This is a genomic window from Emticicia sp. 21SJ11W-3, assembly GCF_024138715.1.
Lineage (GTDB): Bacteria > Bacteroidota > Bacteroidia > Cytophagales > Spirosomataceae > Emticicia > Emticicia fluvialis.
Map to the genome: position 1 here is coordinate 4,695,981 of NZ_CP092074.1, position 20,210 is coordinate 4,716,190.

The 20,210-nt window shown below is 42.3% G+C and carries 16 protein-coding genes and 1 pseudogene; 9 read left to right on the forward strand and 8 right to left on the reverse strand.

Annotated features, from left to right (window positions below; all coding sequences use genetic code 11):
- The first annotated feature begins 25 nt into the window (after window positions 1-25).
- A complete protein-coding gene (locus MB380_RS19870) occupies window positions 26-1,105 on the forward strand; it encodes a M20 family metallo-hydrolase (RefSeq protein WP_253530690.1) in 1,080 nt (359 codons plus the stop codon).
- 34 nt (window positions 1,106-1,139) lie between these two features.
- Window positions 1,140-1,583 carry a DMT family transporter gene (locus tag MB380_RS19875; protein ID WP_253530692.1) on the forward strand — a complete coding sequence of 148 codons (444 nt, stop codon included), beginning with the start codon at window positions 1,140-1,142 and terminating at the stop codon, window positions 1,581-1,583.
- An 18-nt stretch (window positions 1,584-1,601) separates the two neighbouring features.
- On the opposite strand, the gene MB380_RS19880 is transcribed toward MB380_RS19875, so the two are convergent.
- The gene (locus MB380_RS19880; RefSeq protein ID WP_253530694.1) at window positions 1,602-2,870 is read right to left on the reverse strand and encodes a 3-deoxy-D-manno-octulosonic acid transferase; all 1,269 of its coding nucleotides are present in this window, start codon (window positions 2,868-2,870) and stop codon (window positions 1,602-1,604) included.
- Window positions 2,871-3,226: 356 nt separating this feature from the next.
- Between MB380_RS19880 and MB380_RS19885 the strand changes: the two genes are divergently transcribed.
- From MB380_RS19885 to gcvT, 3 genes are all read left to right on the forward strand, one after another.
- Window positions 3,227-4,291 carry a hypothetical protein gene (locus tag MB380_RS19885; protein ID WP_253530696.1) on the forward strand — a complete coding sequence of 355 codons (1,065 nt, stop codon included), beginning with the start codon at window positions 3,227-3,229 and terminating at the stop codon, window positions 4,289-4,291.
- A gap of 33 nt (window positions 4,292-4,324) precedes the next feature.
- Window positions 4,325-5,719, forward strand: a complete 1,395-nt coding sequence (locus tag MB380_RS19890) for a hypothetical protein (RefSeq protein ID WP_253530699.1) — start codon at window positions 4,325-4,327, stop codon at window positions 5,717-5,719.
- Between the two features lie 127 nt (window positions 5,720-5,846).
- Complete coding sequence (gene gcvT, locus MB380_RS19895) at window positions 5,847-6,950, forward strand: glycine cleavage system aminomethyltransferase GcvT (RefSeq protein ID WP_253530701.1); 1,104 nt, start codon at window positions 5,847-5,849, stop codon at window positions 6,948-6,950.
- 5 nt (window positions 6,951-6,955) lie between these two features.
- Here the strand turns inward: gcvT and MB380_RS19900 are convergent.
- From MB380_RS19900 to metG, 3 genes and pseudogenes are all read right to left on the reverse strand, one after another.
- Window positions 6,956-7,270, reverse strand: a pseudogene (locus MB380_RS19900) (DUF5615 family PIN-like protein); the annotation flags it as partial.
- Window positions 7,271-7,317: 47 nt separating this feature from the next.
- Complete coding sequence (locus tag MB380_RS19905) at window positions 7,318-7,482, reverse strand: DUF433 domain-containing protein (RefSeq protein ID WP_253530705.1); 165 nt, start codon at window positions 7,480-7,482, stop codon at window positions 7,318-7,320.
- A gap of 174 nt (window positions 7,483-7,656) precedes the next feature.
- A complete protein-coding gene (gene metG, locus MB380_RS19910) occupies window positions 7,657-9,684 on the reverse strand; it encodes a methionine--tRNA ligase (protein WP_253530716.1) in 2,028 nt (675 codons plus the stop codon).
- A 509-nt stretch (window positions 9,685-10,193) separates the two neighbouring features.
- Between metG and MB380_RS19915 the strand changes: the two genes are divergently transcribed.
- Genes MB380_RS19915 through MB380_RS19925 form a run of 3 tightly spaced genes read left to right on the forward strand, consistent with a single transcriptional unit; the run spans window position 10,194 to window position 11,394 of the window.
- On the forward strand, window positions 10,194-10,826 hold the full coding sequence (locus tag MB380_RS19915) for a peroxiredoxin (protein ID WP_253530719.1): 633 nt from the start codon (window positions 10,194-10,196) through the stop codon (window positions 10,824-10,826).
- 15 nt (window positions 10,827-10,841) lie between these two features.
- Window positions 10,842-11,156: a co-chaperone YbbN gene (locus MB380_RS19920; RefSeq protein ID WP_253530722.1), complete on the forward strand. Its 315-nt coding sequence runs from the start codon at window positions 10,842-10,844 to the stop codon at window positions 11,154-11,156.
- On the forward strand, window positions 11,137-11,394 hold the full coding sequence (locus MB380_RS19925) for a DUF6952 family protein (protein ID WP_101724546.1): 258 nt from the start codon (window positions 11,137-11,139) through the stop codon (window positions 11,392-11,394). The genes MB380_RS19920 and MB380_RS19925 overlap by 20 nt, the downstream gene beginning before the upstream one ends.
- 155 nt (window positions 11,395-11,549) lie before the next feature.
- On the opposite strand, the gene MB380_RS19930 is transcribed toward MB380_RS19925, so the two are convergent.
- Window positions 11,550-13,259: an AMP-binding protein gene (locus tag MB380_RS19930; RefSeq protein WP_253530725.1), complete on the reverse strand. Its 1,710-nt coding sequence runs from the start codon at window positions 13,257-13,259 to the stop codon at window positions 11,550-11,552.
- A 340-nt stretch (window positions 13,260-13,599) separates the two neighbouring features.
- Here MB380_RS19930 and rpsA point away from each other — a divergent pair, with 340 nt between their 5' ends.
- The gene (gene rpsA, locus MB380_RS19935) at window positions 13,600-15,408 is read left to right on the forward strand and encodes a 30S ribosomal protein S1 (RefSeq protein WP_253530728.1); all 1,809 of its coding nucleotides are present in this window, start codon (window positions 13,600-13,602) and stop codon (window positions 15,406-15,408) included.
- Between the two features lie 231 nt (window positions 15,409-15,639).
- On the opposite strand, the gene MB380_RS19940 is transcribed toward rpsA, so the two are convergent.
- The 3 genes from MB380_RS19940 to MB380_RS19950 all read right to left on the reverse strand — a co-directional run bounded on the left by MB380_RS19940 (window position 15,640) and on the right by MB380_RS19950 (window position 20,209).
- Window positions 15,640-17,781 (reverse strand): S9 family peptidase, encoded by a 2,142-nt coding sequence (locus MB380_RS19940; protein ID WP_253530731.1) that lies wholly within the window; start codon window positions 17,779-17,781, stop codon window positions 15,640-15,642.
- A 133-nt stretch (window positions 17,782-17,914) separates the two neighbouring features.
- Complete coding sequence (locus tag MB380_RS19945; protein ID WP_253530734.1) at window positions 17,915-18,850, reverse strand: hypothetical protein; 936 nt, start codon at window positions 18,848-18,850, stop codon at window positions 17,915-17,917.
- 3 nt (window positions 18,851-18,853) lie between these two features.
- Entirely contained in the window at window positions 18,854-20,209 is a 1,356-nt protein-coding gene (locus MB380_RS19950) for an MBOAT family O-acyltransferase (protein ID WP_253530736.1), read from the reverse strand.
- Between the last annotated feature and the right edge of the window lies 1 nt (window position 20,210).

The following is a 20,210-nucleotide window of genomic DNA, read 5'->3' on the forward strand; positions in this document are numbered from 1 at the left end:
GCAGAACTACCATTATTAAGAAGATATGATTCAGAACTCCAATCTGGTTGAGACATTAACGAAAGATGCCATTGAATTGCTAAAAGACCTGATTCAGACAGAGTCTTTCAGTAAACAGGAAGATGAAACAGCGGCAATTATAGAAGAATTTTTCAGGGAAAGAAACATTCCGTATCGCCGAAAGAAAAACAATATCTGGGCAAGAAATAAATTCTTTGACGCCTCTAAACCCACCGTTCTGCTTAATTCTCACCACGATACCGTAAAGCCTAATCCTTCCTGGACCCTTAATCCGCTTAACCCGCTTTTAAAAGACGGCAGGTTATATGGCCTGGGCAGCAACGACGCCGGCGGGTGTCTGGTGTCTCTGATTGCCACTTTCTGTTATTTCTATTACCGCCAGGACCTCAGCTATAATGTAATAATGGCTGCAACAGCCGAAGAGGAAATATCAGGCCGTGACGGCCTTGAAATTGTAGCACCCGAATTACCTGAAATATCGTTTGCCATTGTAGGCGAACCTACCCAGATGCACCTGGCTGTTGCCGAAAAAGGATTGCTGGTATTAGATTGTACAGCACATGGTAAGTCTGGCCACGCGGCAAGAAACGAAGGCGAAAATGCCATTTATAAAGCCATTGAAGACATCAACTGGTTTCAGACATACCAATTCCCTAAAGTATCAGAAAACCTTGGGCCAATTAAAATGACTGTTACCATCATTGGTGCCGGTACCCAGCACAATGTAGTGCCTGATGCCTGCAAATTTACAGTTGATATACGTGTAACCGAGCAATATACATTGGAAGAGATTATTGAAACCGTAAGAAAAAATATTGGCAGCGAGGTTGTACCACGGTCTATCCGCCTGCGCCCTTCAAGCATTCCGATGGAACACCCGATTGTACAGGCAGGTATTGGCATGGGGCGTAATACTTATGGATCGCCTACCACATCAGACCAGGCCTTGCTAGACTGCCCTTCGCTTAAAATGGGGCCGGGCGATTCGGCACGTTCGCACACGGCCGATGAATATATCTACCTGAACGAAATAGAAGAAGGAATTCAATTATATATACAGATGTTAGAAAAAGTAATTCTATAAACATACTTTCTGCCACAGGCAGCACATTTTATTAATGAATATCATCTTTTACTTTTTCGCCGTCCTTTGCGGAGTAGCCAACAGCATACAGTCGGGCGTTAATGCCGAGCTACGCAAGGGTATCAATAATCCTATTTTTGCTGCTATTATTTCGTTTTCGGTAGGGCTTGTGGGGCTTATACTCATTACGCCGTTTTTCAAAGAGCCTATTCCTTCCTTATCGGCGCTTAAGTCTCTGGCCTGGTGGAAATGGATAGGTGGAATACTGGGCGCTTTTTTTGTTACCACAGTTATTCTTATTGTACAGAAAATCGGTTCGGCCAATATGCTGGCCCTGATTGTGGCAGGCCAGTTAATTACCGCCATGATACTGGATCACTACGGGCTGCTTGGCTACAAAATGCACCCGATTACGCTATGGAGAATTGTAGGAGGCGTGGTTACAGTGGTTGGTGTATATATGATTGTAAAAAACTAAGGGTATCAGGAAGCATGATTATTTTCTGATAATGCTTCCTACTACCTCCATTATCTTTTGTGTGGCCCCTACATTAGCTGTTACATAATTGCTGCAAATAGTGGCAGCGCTCTTTCGGCTGGCTTCGTTAGTCTTCATTCCTACATATAAAGACTTTAGTTCTTCTGTATTTTCTGCAGGAAACGCCCCGCCTGCTGCTATTAAATCGTTGGCTTCCTGAAATTTGTGATAGGCTTTATTACCGAAGAATATAGGCATGCCAAATGTGGCGGCTTCCAGTATGTTATGTAATCCCTTGCCAAAAGAACCACCAATGAAGGCGTACTCGGCGTATTGATACAAAGAAGACAACATACCTATGTTATTAATAAAAAGTACGTCACAGGCTTCAAGGTCAGGTGTTTCGCGGGCGTCAGAGAACAGCACCGTTCTTGAGCTGAGTTGCTTACGCCATATTTCAATTTCAGCATCATGGATTTCATGCGGAGCAACAATAAATTTTGTACCATCTTTTAAATCATTCATCATTGGAATCATGACGTCCATATCAGCCTGCCAGGCCGAACCAATGATGAATACCTGTTTGCCATTCTTGAATTGCTCAACTACCGGAATCTCCTTGCGGTTGTCTACAATCTGTTTTACGCGGTCAAAGCGTGTATCTCCGGCCAGAGTGGTGTTAGCAATACCGATACCCTCTAGCAGTTCCAGCGATTGCGTGTTCTGCACCAGAATATGGTCAAACTTATGTAACACTTCCCGGTAAAATCCGCCATAAAACTTAAAAAATACCTGATTCGGCCTGAAAATAGCAGAAAAAGAAATAACGGGTATCTTCCGTTTCTGCAACTGCGTCAGATAGTTCTTCCAGAATTCGTATTTCACGAAAAAAGCGATACTAGGCTTTACAATCTCCACAAAACTGGCTGCGTTTTCGGGAGTATCCGCCGGAAGGTAATAGATGTAGTCGGCACCGGTATAGTTTTTCCGGATTTCATAACCAGACGGCGAAAAAAACGTTAGAAGTATTTTATAGTTGGGATACTCTTTTCTGAAAGCCTCAATTACCGGCCTGCCCTGCTCAAACTCGCCCAGTGAAGCGCAATGAAACCATGCCAGCCTGGTAACGCCTGAACGCCAGTGTTTGCGTTCGGCATCTGTTTTCAGTTTATCAAAAAGATTTTTTCTGCCCTCTACCCACAACTTTGCTTTTTTGTTGAAAGGCGAAACCAGCCTGAGTAATGAAACATAGGCGTAGATTGACAGATTATAAAGGAAGTTAAGCATCCTGCTAAGGTAATTAAAAATCTAAAACAAAGGCAAACCTACAAAAAACCTTTCAAAAACTATCTTTCATGTTAATTAACTGTGTGGTTGCATAAGCTGCCTCAATAGGATATACTACCGACTCCGGACAAATCAAAAAGGCAATTCATCCCAAAAACAACCTCCTACACAACACTTACGCCCCTCTTCACATATTTTTGGAGAGATACGATAATATTTTCTTAAATTTAATGTTATAATGGCATTATACGGGTTACTATTATTACCCGCTTAATATCATTTATTCGTATTAACAAATTCCTGAAAAAAGCTATTATTTAATTAATCGGGGAAATAATTAAAAAACTAATTAACCCATGTCTCTGCTCAGTCGTTTAAAAAATTGGCTTCTGTCTGAACAACCCTCAGATGTGCCTGCCGAGGTTCCGCCTGTAATTAATGAACCTCCTGCCGTATCAATTCCTACGGGTGTGGTTGCTGTGCAAGAGCCCACTCAGCCTGCCGAATTACCTCTTTCTCCGTTCTGGCTTGAAAACGAAGACGCCCTGCGCGATGAAGGCGTAATCTTTGGATTATCTGATTCAAAAGCAGATGAAAAAATTGGCGCTATCAGAAATTACTTTTCGCATAAAACGGCCAATCTGGAAAAGACGGTTGAGTATTACTCTGAAAAAATCGGAGAACTGAATCTTTTTATTGAACAAAAAGAAAACAGAATTAACGAATTAAAAGATAAAGGTGTAACGCTTGAAAACCTTGAGGCTTCGGCTCACCATCTGCCTCGCACCATAGCAGGTTTTTTGTTATCGGTGGCCATGTGTGTAGGCAATTACTTCCTGATTGATGAGTCTATCCTGACCAATTTTCCGCGCAACCATCAATTTATTGCTTTGGGTGTCTTGCTGGCCGGTATGTTTAATCTCTTTACGCCGAAGTCGCTCTTTCATGAGCAGGAAAGGAAAATTTCGTGGAAGAACGTTCTGGAAGAAATAGGTATGCCTGCCGCCGCCTCTATTTTTGTGTTTGTACAGGTGTTAGAGACCCAGTCTACCGCGCGTGCGCTGGCTCTGCTTTTGTTTAGTTTCTTTTTGTTTCTGTTTGCAGGCAAACTACTGCTAAGCAACCTGACATTACTTAAAAATGATGCAGGCCAATGGATAAGCAACCTGAAACTGGCCAGTGACAAAAGCAATAAGGCCAGTGACTGGGAAAACGAGGTAAACCAGCTTAAACTTGAAATAGATGAAAAGAGAGTTGAAAAATGGAAGATAATTGACGAGCTGAAAGCGCCTGAAGCAGAGCTGAAACGCCTGAACGAAAAACGCGAGATGCTTATTAAACTCTTTGAAAGCGAGTTTAATCTGGCCAGAAGTTACCGCGAAAAACTGACAAACAAGGAAATCAAGAAAATATTGGAATAGCATTTCACCTCGTGAAACCAACCTGTACAATCAATGGAAAAGGAAAACGAAAATTATTATAATACTGATTTTCAGCACGGGTACATTACCGGTGTTGAGAATGTTGACAAGGCAACTTACGAGAGCTATCTGTCAAGCCATGTAAGTTATGAGTGGCTGCAAGGCCGCATTAACGATAAGCGCGAAGAACTGACCCGGATAGACAATGCCATTGCCGAAAATCGTGATAAGCGAAAGGCTTCTTTTGACAAACTGCAGGAGCATCTGCAGGCCATTGATACCCAGACCCAGCACATAGGCTATATAAACAAAGACATTGATGCCAATCATGCAAAAATTGCCTCTATAGAAGTAAAGCACAAAAAATCTGAGTCGCCCTACTCTCTGTTTGCGGGTATTCTGTATCTGTTGGCAGGGGTGGCTTTTGTATCAGGCGATTTGATTATATCGCACGAAATTGTGGCCTATGCGCTCAATATCCGTAACAATTTTGAGGCCTGGGCATTTGCCATTGGTCTGGCCATGTTATCTGTACTGCTGAAACCTGCCTATGAGCGGCTGGTTGAGCACCCTTACCTGCATAACTATAACGAAAAAACCAAAAAGGTTTATGGTGTATTTCAGGGCTTCCTGTTGGTGTTCTCAATAGGCACCATGCTTGTTTTGGGTTGGTTCAGGTACGAGGCCTACAAAACCGATAAACTTAAAGAGGGTATCAATAAGCAAATAAAGGCAATGCAGCTGAACAGCACGCCTTTAGACCCGTCGGCCGCGCAACCTGCCAACAATCAGGCGCTTATACAGAAAATGGACGAGCAACTGAAGGCTTATGACAAACTGAATATTGATTTGGTAAACAGCCCCTGGGCTTTGATGTCGTTCGTTTTAAGCGGTATTCTGTTTGCCATTGCCGGGGCTATCTGTTTGGGCATTGCCCTGCCGGTAATGCATGCGTACTGGTACCGTTGGCTGCAGTCTGGCCCGGCGATCAGAAGATTACGCAAACAAAATGTAAAACTGACTGACACCCTGAAAGAGGCTGAAAAAGCATTGGCCGCACAAATAGCACAAAAAAACGTACTTGAAAATGATTTGGTAACTTTACCCGAGGTTGCTGAGTTGAAAGAAGAGAAAAAGACGGTTCTTGCCGAAATTGATAGCATGCTTGAACACGCAAAACTTGCAGATCAGGATAGACGAATCAACTCGTTTAATGATGGTGTGGCCAAAGGCACAGCCAACAGGGGTGAAATGACAGACGACGAGTATGAGGAGTTCAGGAGTTCGTCAGTAAGGCAAATGCGTAATGCACAGGATTCAAAATCAGACGCTGGCCCGAAAGTCTACCGCAACAATGGTTTAAGGCCGCATCAGGCATTGCGTAAGGTAATAACGGAGCAATTCAATCAGAATCAAAATCCGAATTAATCAATCATTTCATTTTAGTATACAGAAGAAACATGAGCGCTCGTGTTTCTTCTTTTTTTATGTTCGTAAGTCCACAAACAGATATTTTACCTATTTTTGTCGCCAAAACTATTTTAGCTATAAACACATGGAATCAACAGAAATAAAAAAAATCCCACTGAGTAACCTGCACGAAAAAATCGGCGGAAAAATGGTACCGTTTGCAGGCTTTCTGATGCCTGTCAGGTATTCGTCAGATATTGAAGAACACAACTGTGTACGCAATGGTGTAGGTGTGTTTGATGTGTCGCACATGGGAGAATTTATGTTGACCGGAGATAAAGCCCTGGAACTGATACAAAGAGTATCGGCCAATGATGCCTCTACCCTGTTCGACGGAAAGGTGCAATACAGCTACCTGCCCAACAGACAAGGTGGCGTGGTTGATGATTTATTGGTTTACAGACTGACAGAAGACTGGTATTATCTGGTTGTGAATGCCTCAAACATTGAAAAAGACTGGGACTGGATACAGAGCCATAATACTGAAAATGTACCAATGAAGAACCTGTCAGACTCTACCTGTCTGTTTGCTGTGCAAGGGCCAAAGGCCATTGATACGCTGCAGAAACTAACCGACATTGACTTGTCTGCTATGGACTATTATACGTTCAAATCGGGTACTGTGGCCGGCATAGAGCCTGTGCTGGTTTCGGCTACGGGTTATACGGGTGCCGGTGGCTTTGAATTATATGTAGACAACAAAGATGCCGAAAAACTCTGGAACGCCATATTTGAAGCCGGTGCCGAGTTTGACATTAAACCAATTGGCTTGGGTGCAAGAGATACTTTACGCTTGGAAATGGGTTATTGTTTATACGGCAACGATATTACCGACACTACCTCTCCGTTGGAAGCTGGGCTAGGCTGGGTAACCAAATTCAACAAAAACTTTGTTAATTCGGCCAATCTGCAAGCACAAAAAGCTAATGGATTAAAGCGAAAACTGGTTGGTCTGGAAATGATTGACAGGGGGATTCCGCGTTCGCACTACGAAATATGTGATGCCGAAGGTAATAAACTGGGTGAGATAACATCGGGCACCATGTCGCCTACTTTACAAAAAGGTATTGCCATGGGCTATGTACCTACTGAATTTTCAAAAGCCGGAACAGAGGTATTTGTTAAAGTAAGAGATAAACTGTTAAAGGCAGTAGTTACCAAAACGCCGTTTGTGAAACCGGGGGTGTAAGAATATTATTTTAAGGGGAGTATCCTGACTCTGACTTTATTAATGTCAAAAGTTATGAGACTCCCTTCTTCAATATAATTTTTGTATTGATTCAAACATCTGACAACTATTTCTCCTATTGCATCAGGGAGTAAATCCTGACTCTTAAGCTGAAAAACGCTTGGAGGTTTTGCTTGTGTAGCTGCTAAAATTGCTCCGAAATCTAAGTCATTTGTAAAGACTATGTAGTCATTAGCGGAAGCAAATTGAAATATTACTTTATCTGCATCGTTTGGCCCACCGACCTTCATCCAATGAATTGCTTCAATATCATTCTTTTGGAAGAATTCAACCTAGCGGGGAGATAAGTTCATGTCAATTAATATCCTCATGAAAATACAACCGGAATATCTACCTCTTCTGCCCGCCACGCAGCATAAGAAAGTGCCTGACGTAAATCTTCTATTTCCAAGTAAGGATAAGCACCTATAATTTCATCATTCGAGCGTCCGGTGGCTATTAAGTCTACAATTGTTCCTACTGTAACTCGCAAACCGTGAATACAAGGTTTCCCTCCCATAACATTGGGGTCAAAAGTGATTCTATTCAGATTCATACACAATTGATGGTTTCTTTTACAAATATAACGATTTCGGCGGTAAAACCTTAATAAAAATGGGAATGCGCTTGAACACATTCCCATCTCAAATCTTATATTCTAATAAATTTAACTCACCGGCCCTCCGTTCCAGACTGCCTTATGAGGTTGTAACAATGCCAGTGAACCATCGCGGTCTTCGGCCATCAGAATCATACCGTTCGATTCTATTCCCATCATTTTACGCGGAGCCAGATTAGCAAGGAATGTTACCTGCTTACCTATCATTTCTTCCGGCGTAAAATGTTTGGCAATACCGCTCAGAATAGTCCGTTTCTCAAAGCCATCATCAACCAGAAACTTCAACAGCTTATCGCTCTTGGCCACTTTCTCTGCCTCTATAATGGTTCCGACACGGATATCCAGTTTCGAGAAATCATCATACTGAATGGTCGGTTTCAACTCAGGCACTTTTTTATTCTCTAACTCGTTCATCTTCTTTGTATCTAGTAATTTCTGCACTTGTTTCTCAACCACGCTGTCTTCAATTTTGGTAAACAGCAATTCTGTTGGGTTCAACTGATGCCCAGCAGCTAATAAGTCTGCACTTCCGGCTGATTCCCATTGGCGGGCATCTATATTAAGCATTTTAAATACTTTGGCAGATGTAAAAGGCAGGAAAGGCTCACTTACAATGGCAAGGCTCGCGGTAATCTGTAAGGCAATGTTCATGATAGTACCCACTCTTTCCGGGTCTTTTTCTTTCCAGGGCTCTGTTTCTGCCAGATACTTGTTCCCAACCCTTGCCAAATCCAGTACGAGGCTCAATGCCTCGCGGAATTTATACCCGGCAACGGCAGTACCTATGGCAGTGGGCAGGCTGTTCAAATCCTCCAAAGCTTTCGTGTCTATCTCTTTTAATTCTGCTCTGGCTGGTACCTTACCTTCAAAATTTTTATGGGTAAGCACCAATGCACGGTTAATAAAATTACCAAATACCCCTACCAACTCGCTATTATTTCGGGTCTGGTAGTCTTTCCATGTAAACTCACTGTCTTTGGTTTCTGGCGCATTGGCGGTTAATACATAGCGCAATACATCCTGCTTATCAGGGAATTCTTCCAGATATTCATGCAACCAAACCGCCCAGTTTCTTGACGTAGAAATTTTGTCGCCCTCCAGATTCATGAACTCATTGGCTGGTACGTTATCAGCCAGAATATAACTTCCCTCTGCCATGAGCATGGCCGGGAAAATGATACAATGGAAAACGATATTGTCTTTACCTATAAAATGTACCAGCTTGGTATCTTTGTTTTTCCAATAGTCTTTCCAGTCTTTACCGTTCTGGTCGGCCCATTCTTTGGTAAAGGTGATGTAACCGATAGGCGCATCGAACCATACGTACAATACCTTACCATCAGTATCAGGCAACGGAACTTTAATACCCCAGTCCAAATCACGGGTCATAGCGCGGGGTTTCAGACCCTCTTTCAACCACGACTGACACTGCCCGAAAACATTGGTTTTCCACTCGGTGTGGCTGTTTACATATTTCTCAATTTCAGGCTGCATACGGTCAAGGGGTAGGTACCAGTTTTTGGTAGACCTCATGACAGGCTTAGAACCCGAAAGCGTTGAATGCGGATTCTTCAATTCGGTTGGTGAAAGCGTAGAACCGCAACGCTCACACTGGTCGCCATACGCATTGGGGTTACCACAAACCGGGCATTCGCCTACAATGTATCTATCGGCCAGGAATTGCTGTGCTACTTCGTCATAATACTGCTCGCTTACATTTTCATCAAAGTAGCCCTTATCATATAAAGTCGTAAAAATCTCCTGCGATAATTCGTGGTGGGTCTTATTCGACGTGCGTGAATAGGTATCAAAAGATATTCCGAAATCAGAAAAAGACTTTTTGATTTGCTCGTAGTAAAAATCTACCACCTGCTGAGGTGTTTTGCCTTCTTTTTTGGCTTTTACGGTAATGGGTACGCCGTGTTCGTCAGTACCGCTGATAAAGGCCACATCGGCACCCGTAGAACGCAGGTAACGTACATAAATATCAGCAGGGATATAACAACCCGCCAGATGCCCGATATGAATGGGGCCATTGGCGTAAATCAATGCTGCTGTAACGGTGTATTTTTGCATAGGTAATGGTATTGCGCGACAGTACTCAAACAAAACTAAAATCGCTCATGATAAAAATAAGTTTGCAAAGTTAGGTGTTTAAATGATTTTTACGGTTCATAAAGGCAAAAAATTGGCTGCTCTGTGGCAATAAGCAAAAGCAAATTCAATCGCCCATTCTTCGTGTAGCCCTCCGCTATGTTACTTGCAATGCTTTTTAGACTTGCTCATGAGCCATTTACGGCCTGAAAACCCAAGGTTTTTACCTGTAATTCAAGCCTCGTTTTATCTCTTTTTCTACATAAAAAACAATTTTATTCCTTACTATTAATGTTATAAAAATTGCACTTTTAGTATACACCTGACAGCCATCATATTTTACTTGTTATCCGGAATATAGCTTTGCAGCGCTTTGGACAATTAAAAGAACTTAATAGAAGTTTCAAATATTTGCCCTGTTGCTGACGATTTTTTGCATTTTTTTGTGTTACGTTTTTATACAATAATCCAAATAAACTAATAATAATACAATGTCGCTTGTAGGTAAAAAATATCCACGCATATCGGCCGGTGCCGTAATAAACGGTGAAGAGATAGTAGAAGATTTCAGCTTAGACCAGTATCTGGGTAAAAATTATGTAATTCTATTTTTCTACCCTAAAGACTTCACATTTGTATGCCCAACTGAACTACACGCGTTTCAGGAGAAACTGGCTGAGTTCGAGAAAAGAGGCGCTGTGGTAGTGGGCTGCTCAACCGATACAGAAGAAACGCACCTGGCCTGGTTGAATACACCTAAAGAAGAGGGTGGTATTCAGGGGATTACGTATCCTATTATTGCCGATACCTCTAAAGTTGTTTCATTAAACTGTGGCGTACTGGGTGGCGAGTATGTGTTTAACAACGAAACCAGAACCTGGTCATTTGTAGGTAATCCGGTGGCTTTCCGTGGTACATTCCTGATTGATAAAGAGGGTATTGTTCGTCATGAGTCAATCAATGACCTGCCATTAGGCCGTAATATCGACGAATACCTTCGTTTACTGGATGCACAACTACACGTTGAAAAGTTTGGTGAAGTATGCCCTGCCAACTGGGAAGAAGGCGAAACAGCCATGATTGCAACCAATGAAGGTGTAGTGAACTATTTCTCTCAAAACTAAGAAAACCTTACAGCCATGTTAATTGAATTAGCAGAAGATAATCTGGCCGACATCATTGCACAGAACGAAAAAGTAATGGTGCAGTTTTCGGCAAGCTGGTGTGGCAACTGCCGCCTGATGAAACCGAAGTTTAAGCGGTTGTCGGCCGAAAACGAAAGCACCGCTTTTGTGATTGTAGACGCCGAGAAGTTTCCGCAGTCGCGCAAATTGGCCAGTGTAACCAACCTGCCCACATTTGCCGGGTTTAAAGGCGGGCAACTGGTTAACCAGGCTCAGACCAATAAAGAAGAACAATTAAAAACTTTGATAGATGAAATTACCCTTAATTAGACAAGCACAGCGCACTTCATCAGTAGCTGAAATTGAGGCTGCTATTAAAGTGCTGGAGAATATTTCTGAGACGCCATCATTGAAAGATGAAGAACTGGATTTAATTGGAGAGTTGATTTCAAACCTTTGTGGCGCGCTGGAGGTACACCAGTTAATAGCCGAAGGAATGCCCGAGAAAGATGCAGCCAATACTTTTATGAAAAAAGTAATAGGCTCTATAGATAAAGTTGTGGCTTAACATTTATACACTTCATCAACTAAAATGCCCTCGAATCGAAAGATTGAGGGCATTTTTTTATGAATCGCTTACGAATTCGGTGAATGTATTCACAGTCAATCTAAACTAAGGAATAAATTCATAAGAGCATCCCGATTAAAATCTGGACACATTAGTTATTTCTTAGCCAGTTCTTCTTCTTTCAAAGCACGGCGCAATATTTTGCCTACATTGGTTTTTGGCAGCTCGGTACGGAACTCAATGTGTTTGGGGCATTTATAGCCTGTCAGGTTTTGCTTGCAATAGGCCTTTACCTGCTCGGCGGTTAGTTCAGGGTCTTTTTTCACAATAAACACCTTTACTGCTTCTGTCGATTTCTCGTCAGGTACACCAATACAAGCCACTTCTAACACACCAGGGCATGTGGCTACCACATCTTCAATCTCGTTCGGATACACATTAAAGCCCGATACCAGAATCATGTCTTTCTTACGGTCTACTATTTTAAAGTATCCGTCTTCGTCCATCACGCCAATATCTCCGGTTTTAAACCAGTCGCGGCCATCAGCATCTTTCAGCATTACTTTTTCGGTTTCGTCAGGGCGGTTATAGTACCCGGCCATTACCTGTGGGCCATTGGCACAAATCTCTCCTACTTCACCCGGGCCACCCCAGGTGCCATCATCTTTAAGTACCCTTATTTCGGTACTTGGCCACGGTATACCTATGGTTCCAATTCTGTTTTCGCCTACCAGTGGGTTAGAGGTTAATACCGGAGACGTCTCCGACAAACCGTATCCTTCGGCGGGTAAATTGCCGGTCAGGTCTTTCCAACGGTTAGCTACAACCCCTTGCAAGGCCATTCCCCCCGCCGAGGTTATCACCAGCTTGCTGAAATCTACTTCGTTAATCTGCGGATGATTCAACAACCCATTATACAGGGTGTTCAAACCAGTAAACACATGTGGCGGGTTTTTCTTCAAATCCTTAATGAAGGCATTCAAATCGCGCGGGTTGGTTATCAGCAGGTTCATGGTACCTGTTTTCAGAGACGTAAGCGCGTTTACCGTTAAAGCATAAATATGATACAAGGGCAAAGCTGCTACTACCACCACCTTATCATCTTTAATTTTATTGGTCAGTACACTTTGCCATATATTGTTGGCTTCAAGGTTAGCCACAATATTACGGTGTGTAAGCTTGGCTCCTTTAGACACCCCTGTTGTGCCACCGGTGTACTGAATAAACGCCAGGTCGCTACTGGTAAGCTTAGGTTTAGACCAGCTCAGGCTGCTTCCTTTACTAACGGCACTCATCAACGGCATAGCCTGTGGAATATGGTAAGCCGGCACCATCTTTTTTACCGTTTTCACCACAAAATTCACCAGTTGCTTTTTGGGAAACCCGAGCATATCGCCCAATTGGGTAACAAACACGTGTTTAATGGCAGTCTTATCAATCACTTTTTCCAGATTCGAGGCAAAGTTGGCTACAATTACAATGGCCTTGGCGCCAGAATCCTTAAACTGGTGCTCCATTTCGCGGGGTGTATAAAGCGGATTGGTATTTACGATAATCAACCCGGCTCTCAGGGCGCCAAACATGGCAACCGGATATTGCAGACAGTTGGGCATCTGAATCACGAGGCGGTCGCCTTTCTGCAGGCCGACACTTTGCAGATAAGCTGCAAAATTTCGGGTGTACGTATCAAGCTCACCGAACGTTATTTCTTTTCCCATGCAGGAATAGGCCGAATGGCCGGCGTATCTTGTAAAGCCTTCGTCCATCAGTTCTAACAACGACGGATAGGCATCAGGGTTTATTTCATGAGGTATACCCTCCGGATAAAATTTTAACCAGGGATATGGTTGTGTTTTAACAGGCATAACAGTTTCTTCTTAGTTATATACTAGTGAACAGGTCTTGTATTATTTAATGTAAAAATAAGACGATTTATTGAAAACAACCCATAAAAAATTAAAAATGTTCGGCAAGCATAATATTTTTTAGCTAGCCATATAACCATAAAGTGGCCTGAAACACCTGCCGGAACACCCAACCAGGAACCCCGCTTAACTTACTAATAATAAATATATTATACCTAGGAAATTACATGAATAAGTAATACCTTTGCAGTCCTTTTCGCAAGGAATTTTCAATTCAAAATTTAATTTCGGTTCAAAAGCCCGGTGAACTGATGTATAAATGGGCGATTTTAAATCTATTATGGCACAAGTTGCAGATTTTGACTGGGACAAAGTCTCAAAAAGAGGTATCGGTAGCGGTTATACTGCTGCTGAAAAAGCAGAACTTGAAAAACTTTACAGCGACACGCTAACTGAAGTTGACGAGAAAGACGTAGTAATGGCTACTGTGGTAGGTATTTCCGACCGCGAAGTATTATTGAACATCGGTTTCAAATCTGATGGTCTTGTTTCAATTTCAGAGTTCCGTGATCTACCTAACCTGAAAGTGGGTGATCAAGTAGAGGTATTCATTGAAAAACAAGAAGATGCAATGGGTCAGTTGGTTATCTCTCGCAAAAAAGCAAGAGTACTAACCGCTTGGAACAACATCGAAAAATCATTTACAGAAGACGCTATCATCGATGCATTTGTTAAACGTCGTACGAAAGGTGGTCTTATTGTAGACATCTACGGAATCGAGGCGTTCTTGCCAGGTTCACAAATCGACGTTAAGCCAATCCGCGATTTTGATATTTTCGTAGGTAAGAAAATGGAGGTTAAAGTTGTGAAAATTAACCACACTAACGATAACGTGGTTGTATCTCACAAAATCCTTATCGAGAAAGACCTTGAAACGCAACGTCAGGTTATTCTTAACAACCTTGAGAAAGGTCAGGTATTGGAAGGTGTGGTTAAAAACATTACTAACTTCGGTGTGTTCATCGACTTGGGTGGTGTTGATGGTCTACTTCACATTACTGATATCTCGTGGGGTCGTATTAACCATCCGAACGAATTACTTAAACTGGATCAACGTATTAAAGTGGTTGTTCTTGATTTCGACGAAGACAAAAAACGTATTTCGTTGGGTATGAAACAACTGGAATCTCACCCATGGGATTCACTTGCTGAAGGTCTTTCAGTTGGTTCTAAAGTTAAAGGTAAGATTGTAAACATTGCTGATTACGGTGCATTCCTTGAATTGAAACCGGGTGTTGAAGGTCTTATCCACGTTTCTGAAATGTCATGGTCTCAACACCTTCGTAACCCATCTGATTTCTTGAAAATCGGTGACGAAATCGAAGCAGTGGTATTGACGCTTGACCGTGAAGAGCGTAAAATGTCTTTGGGTATCAAACAATTGACTGAAGATCCTTGGACTAAACAAGACTTGTTGAGCAAATACGGCGTAAGTACTAAACATACCGGCACCGTACGTAACATGACTAACTTTGGTATTTTCCTTGAATTGGAAGAAGGCATCGACGGTCTAGTTCACGTTTCTGACTTGTCTTGGACAAAGAAAATCAAACACCCTTCTGACTTCGTGAAAGTTGGTGATACCCTTGATGTAGTGGTATTGGAGCTTGACGTTGAAAACCGTCGTTTAGCCCTTAGTCACAAACACTTGGAAGAAAACCCTTGGGATACTTTCGAGCACATCTTCACTGTAGGTTCTGAACACGAGTGTACAATTATCTCTAAAAATGACAAACAAGCAACACTTGAGCTACCTTACGGTATTGAAGGTTACGCTTTGTTGAAACATTTGGCTAAAGCTGACGGAACAACCGCCGAAGCTGGTGAGAAATTGTCATTCCAGGTATTAGAATTCCACAAAGAAGAGAAGAAAATCATGCTTTCGCACTCTAAAACCTGGGAAGCTCCTAAGGAAGAAGAGAAAAAAGAAGCTAAGAAAAAAGGTGGAAAAGAAGCAACTGCTTCTACAAACGACGAGAAATCGACACTTGGAGACCTTGATGCCCTTGCTGCTTTGAAAGAGCAAATGGTAGAAGGTGAGAAAAAGAAACTTTCTAAAAAGAAAGATTCAGAATCTGTATCTGAGTAAGATAAAGTATAAATTACAAAAATGGGCTTCTCGGTTGAGAAGCCCATTTTTGTTTGCAGATTGCTCTGTTTTTGTTGAGACGTATTGCATACGTCTCAAGGCCTATGCAATCAGAGAAATTAATGGGCGGATACCAAAATAACGGATAATCCGTAAATGCTTATAGACCCCTAAAGCCGCATGCAATGCGGCTCTACGAAATTGGGTTTATTCTCTTTTACAATCCTTACTTCACCCCACAAACCGCTCAAAGAATTCATAAATACGCAGGATTCTGTCAATGCGCTGGCGTACGTTTCCTGCACGTGAAAGCTCATGGGTAGCACCCGGCATACGTACATACTCCACATCTTTGCCAAGATATTTCAGGCTTTTAAACATCATTTCTGACTGTACTACACCCGTGCGCAAATCGTTTTCGCCATGTTTAATCAGGAAAGGCGTTTTAATCTGATGCACAAAGGTATAAGGCGAATTAGCATCTATTTTAGTTACTTTCTCGTCTTCCCAAGGCAAACCGAAGTAATTAGGCACCAGTCTCCAGGCGTTGGCTTCGCCCATAAAGGTGGTCAGGTCATATACGCCTCGCTGCGCAAAAGCCGCTTTGAAACGGTGGTCTTGTGTAATAATCCATGCCGTTAAATATCCCGCATACGAGCCCCCTGTTATCACCTGTCTGGCTGTATCTACCCATGCTTCTTTAGCAGCATCAGCACAAGCACTTAAAGCATCTTCCTGCGGGCCTTTGCCCCAATCGCGGTAATTAGAGAACTGGAACGACTTGCCATAACCACCAGAGCCTCTTTGGTTTGGATACACTACCCCGTAACCCTGCGAACAGAAATACTGAAACTCATGCCACATCGAGAACTCTCCAGGCCCCCACATGGCCGTTGGCCCACCATGCAATTGCAACAGCAAAGGGTATTTCTTACCGGCTTCCATAAAAGTTGGCTTCATAACCCAGTAGTCTACTTTCTCTCCTTTCGAGTTGGTATATACTCTTTTCTCCGGGAAACTCAGTTTTCTGTCTTTCAACCAGGCGTCGTTATGCGCGCTGAGTTTTACCGCATTTTTCATGGTCAAATCGGCCATGTATAATTCTGAGGGGTTAAGCACTTCTGTTTTAGCAAATACCACTTTGTCGTTGGTCAGTTCAAATGGGCTTGCCCCAGACTCATAGTCGCTTAAGCGTTCAATCTTACGGGTTTTGGCATCCATTCTAAAAACCGGTATGCCTCCGTTTGAAGAAGCAGCCAGATATAAATATTTATTATCGGCCGTCCATTTCAGGTTGCCGGGCACGCGGTCAAAATCTACAATCTGGCGGTTCGTGCCGTCGGCATTCGCAATCACCAATTGCCCGAATGATAGCAGGTTAGGTGAATTCATGGTCATAGCCAGTAGCTTACCATCCGGCGATGGCTCAACACCAGAGAAACTCTTGCCGTTTTCAGAAACCAGCACTTTTCTGTCGCTACCATCAAGGTTCATGCTAATTACTATGCTCTCCTGTTCACGGTCGGGGTGCTGGTCAGCATCTTTACCGCAAACAGCCAACACTCTTTTGCCGTCGGGTGCCCAGGTTGCCTGTCCGTGCGACCAGAAACCTTTGGTAAGCGGCGTGGCTTTTGCATTTTCTTTTACATCAATTACAAAAATATGAGAGAAATTCATCTCCGGCTCCACTGTTGCTTCTCCCTGAAAGTTTAGTCGGGTAAACACCTTTGCTTTTTTATCTTCCACGTCTTTATCCAGATACGCACGTATTTCTTCGATGCTGCCATCAGGATTAGCCTTTACTTTTTTGTCTTTTGTAAGAAACTCGTTTTTAGGGAAACCCGGTTTTTCAAGAGACCAGACAGGGCCAGATTTTGAAGGATTCAGCGTTGAATCTTTCAATAATTCTGAAAAAGACAAACCACCACTAAAAAGCAATTTAGAGCCATCAGGCGAGAAAGACGGATTGCTGGCACCGTATTTAGAGTTGGTCAGCTGCCATGCCTCTCCCCCGTCCAAAGGCATAATAAAAATCTGCGCTTTGCCTTTGGTAGCGCGTACAAATGCAATGGTTTTGCCATCAGGCGAGAAAGTAGCCTGTGAAGCACTCTCTGGCCCTCGTGTAAGGGCTTTGGGTACACTGCCGGCCTGTAGGTCTACCAGATACAAATGTGTGCGGTAATCATATTCTAAAGCATTATCGGCATTGGTTTCTATGGTTCTCAGGCCATAGACAGCTTTTTTACCGTCTGGCGAGGTGGCGATAGAAACTACCTGTTTGATTCGGGTCAAATCGGTTACTAAAATTTTCTGTGAGTTGGTCTGGGCGAAAACTAAGTTTGAAATGAAGAGTAAAGTCAGGAGTATTCTCATTACGTGTTGATTTTAGTTGATAAGTAAATGTACAAAAAGGCAAAAGAAAGACAAAATACCGAAGTCTTTTGCTTACGGCATCAGGCTATCTGCCAGCCAAATCTCCGGGTTTCAAACTTCATTCATGGCAATTTCAATGAGGATGACTCATCATTGAATTGTGTTTTCTGATAAGCTCTTCTGTATAAAGTTTTGCGCCCTTTTCATTTAAATGAATAAAGTCTCCCAAATATGTATTGTTGGATATGCTGCTTAGAAAATCTGAAGTGTAAATCCACTTGTTTGCTTCCGGAATGGCATGGTAAATGGGCATTAATTCCTTTTTATCTTTGGCAGCCCGTATGTTTAAGGGCAATACAAATACAATTTGCACATTTTTTTGTTGTCCCTTTTGTATCAATTCGTTCAGCAAAGCCAGGTACCTGCTCTGCCATATAACTAAAGGCATTGCCACAGGCTGCATATCAGCACTATCAACGAACGTGTTTTGGGTACCTGTATAGGTGGTTTTCCATCTGGCAAAACCCAATTCATCTGTTTTTTTTCTCTTCGAATTTACATTGGCCAAAAGTTCTCCTTTTACGTTAATCAGTGAGAAAAAAATGCTCTGAAATTCGTTCAGGTCTGCCCCAATTGCTAATCGGTTTTTTATTATGCCCCATAAATCTTTGTGGGTACTGAAAACATAAAAATAACCTGGCGGAAGCGCCCGGTAATCCGACAACTCAATAAAGACGCGGCTACCCGGGGCAAGCAACGGAAGTGTTTTCTCTGCCAGACCACAATTATACAGTATGCTTGAGCCAGACAAACCCAGATTGTAAAAATTGAATTGAGGTATTTCTGATTTCAGCAAATCAGTATCTATACTTGTTTGCATACGGCTAGAGCCAATAAACAATGTTTTTGGTTGGTGGTTGTCTGCCTCAATATATTCTGCAAGGTTGGCATTGGCATTACTGAATGCAGTAACAATTTCTGAAAAACCCAGCATAGCCAGCAGCAGTAAGCCCAGTATGAGACAATAAGCAAGTAATTTACGTAACGAAACAATTAATGAACTTTTCATACCTTAAAACTGCATGTAATACGCATCTTCGTTATTGTCAGAACCAAAAATCAGGATACAGGCGGTCAGCAGTATATAAATGGCCCATCTGTTGCGCAGGCTAAGCGTTCCCAGGTACTCTTCAATCGGTTTTTGTCCGGCTTTTCTGTAAATGTAATCCATAAGAACAAAAAACGGACTTATGTATATTATCTGCTTAATAATTACCAGATATGTGCCTGTTGGTAGAGTGCTACTTGATAACAAGGCTTTTACTGATGCTCCAAGGTCTGGAGTTCTAAAGACAATAGCCACAAAAGAGGCAACAGATACGTGGTAGAGTGTTCCGAGAATTGTTGCGCAGGTACCAGGTTTTAAACCCAGGCGTTTGCGCAGTTTATCCTCGGTTATAATCCAGGTGCCATTAATGAAGCCCCATAGTACAAACTTCCAGGACACATCGTGCCAGATACCAATCATTACAAATGTAACCATCATAGCCAAGTCTATCTGCCATTTTTTTCTTGCCTTTCCTGCAATTCTATAAAATATGTAATCTCTGAACCAGTGATTAAGGGTAATATGCCAGCCCTCCCAGAATTGCCTGCGTGAGCTTGAAGCATAGACCCTGCTCCGGAAGTTTTGTGAAAGCTGAATGCCAAATATATGCGAGGTGCCTCTTACTATGTCAATGAAAGAGCTGAAGTCGCAATAGAGATACAAAAAAAAGAAGAAGCCGCCAATAATTACATAAAACCCCTTGTAGACATCTGGTGAGTCTATGATAATAGCAACCAGTTTGCCCAGATACTGCCCTAAAACCAGATTCTTGAAAATGCCCCAAAGAATAAGCCTGAAACCCAAAGAGAAATTCTGGTTAGACAAACCTACATTATTTCTGAACTGAGAAGCTACTTTCTTATACCGATGTAGCGGCCCTGCCGATATGTATGGGAAATAAAGCAGATAAAGCAGCAATAATCCATAATTTGTTTCAGGTTTAAGGTAGCTTTTCCTGATATCAAAAAGATAACTCAGCCCATTAAAAGTAATGTAAGAAATACCAATGATAACAAAAGGTAATGGCAAACCCACTTTGGTAAAAAGACCTAATTTCTCTAGCAGCAAGAACGTCAAAGCCATGGTTATTATGCCATAGTAGGCTAACTTCCCTTTTGTTCTCTCAATGATTTTCCCTCCGAAAAAAACAACAAGCGAAAACAGAAAAATGGGTATAGCCGCCCATTTGGCAACTATCATATAGAACAGTACACTACCAAGCAGCAACACTTTCCAGTTTTGTCCGGGCTTGTTTAATAACAAAATACCTGTTACCACCAACAGAACAAACAGCAGAATCAATAAAATACTGACAGCCATC

Coding starts and splice junctions, on each gene's coding strand:
- MB380_RS19945 (WP_253530734.1), bottom strand. CDS start 18,850: ATGAAAAGTTCATTAATTGTTTCGTTACGTAAATTACTTGCTTATTGT.
- gcvT (WP_253530701.1), top strand. CDS start 5,847: ATGGAATCAACAGAAATAAAAAAAATCCCACTGAGTAACCTGCACGAA.
- MB380_RS19950 (WP_253530736.1), bottom strand. CDS start 20,209: ATGGCTGTCAGTATTTTATTGATTCTGCTGTTTGTTCTGTTGGTGGTA.
- MB380_RS19890 (WP_253530699.1), top strand. CDS start 4,325: ATGGAAAAGGAAAACGAAAATTATTATAATACTGATTTTCAGCACGGG.
- MB380_RS19915 (WP_253530719.1), top strand. CDS start 10,194: ATGTCGCTTGTAGGTAAAAAATATCCACGCATATCGGCCGGTGCCGTA.
- MB380_RS19930 (WP_253530725.1), bottom strand. CDS start 13,259: ATGCCTGTTAAAACACAACCATATCCCTGGTTAAAATTTTATCCGGAG.
- rpsA (WP_253530728.1), top strand. CDS start 13,600: ATGGCACAAGTTGCAGATTTTGACTGGGACAAAGTCTCAAAAAGAGGT.
- MB380_RS19885 (WP_253530696.1), top strand. CDS start 3,227: ATGTCTCTGCTCAGTCGTTTAAAAAATTGGCTTCTGTCTGAACAACCC.
- MB380_RS19920 (WP_253530722.1), top strand. CDS start 10,842: ATGTTAATTGAATTAGCAGAAGATAATCTGGCCGACATCATTGCACAG.
- MB380_RS19940 (WP_253530731.1), bottom strand. CDS start 17,781: ATGAGAATACTCCTGACTTTACTCTTCATTTCAAACTTAGTTTTCGCC.
- metG (WP_253530716.1), bottom strand. CDS start 9,684: ATGCAAAAATACACCGTTACAGCAGCATTGATTTACGCCAATGGCCCC.
- MB380_RS19870 (WP_253530690.1), top strand. CDS start 26: ATGATTCAGAACTCCAATCTGGTTGAGACATTAACGAAAGATGCCATT.
- MB380_RS19925 (WP_101724546.1), top strand. CDS start 11,137: ATGAAATTACCCTTAATTAGACAAGCACAGCGCACTTCATCAGTAGCT.
- MB380_RS19880 (WP_253530694.1), bottom strand. CDS start 2,870: ATGCTTAACTTCCTTTATAATCTGTCAATCTACGCCTATGTTTCATTA.
- MB380_RS19875 (WP_253530692.1), top strand. CDS start 1,140: ATGAATATCATCTTTTACTTTTTCGCCGTCCTTTGCGGAGTAGCCAAC.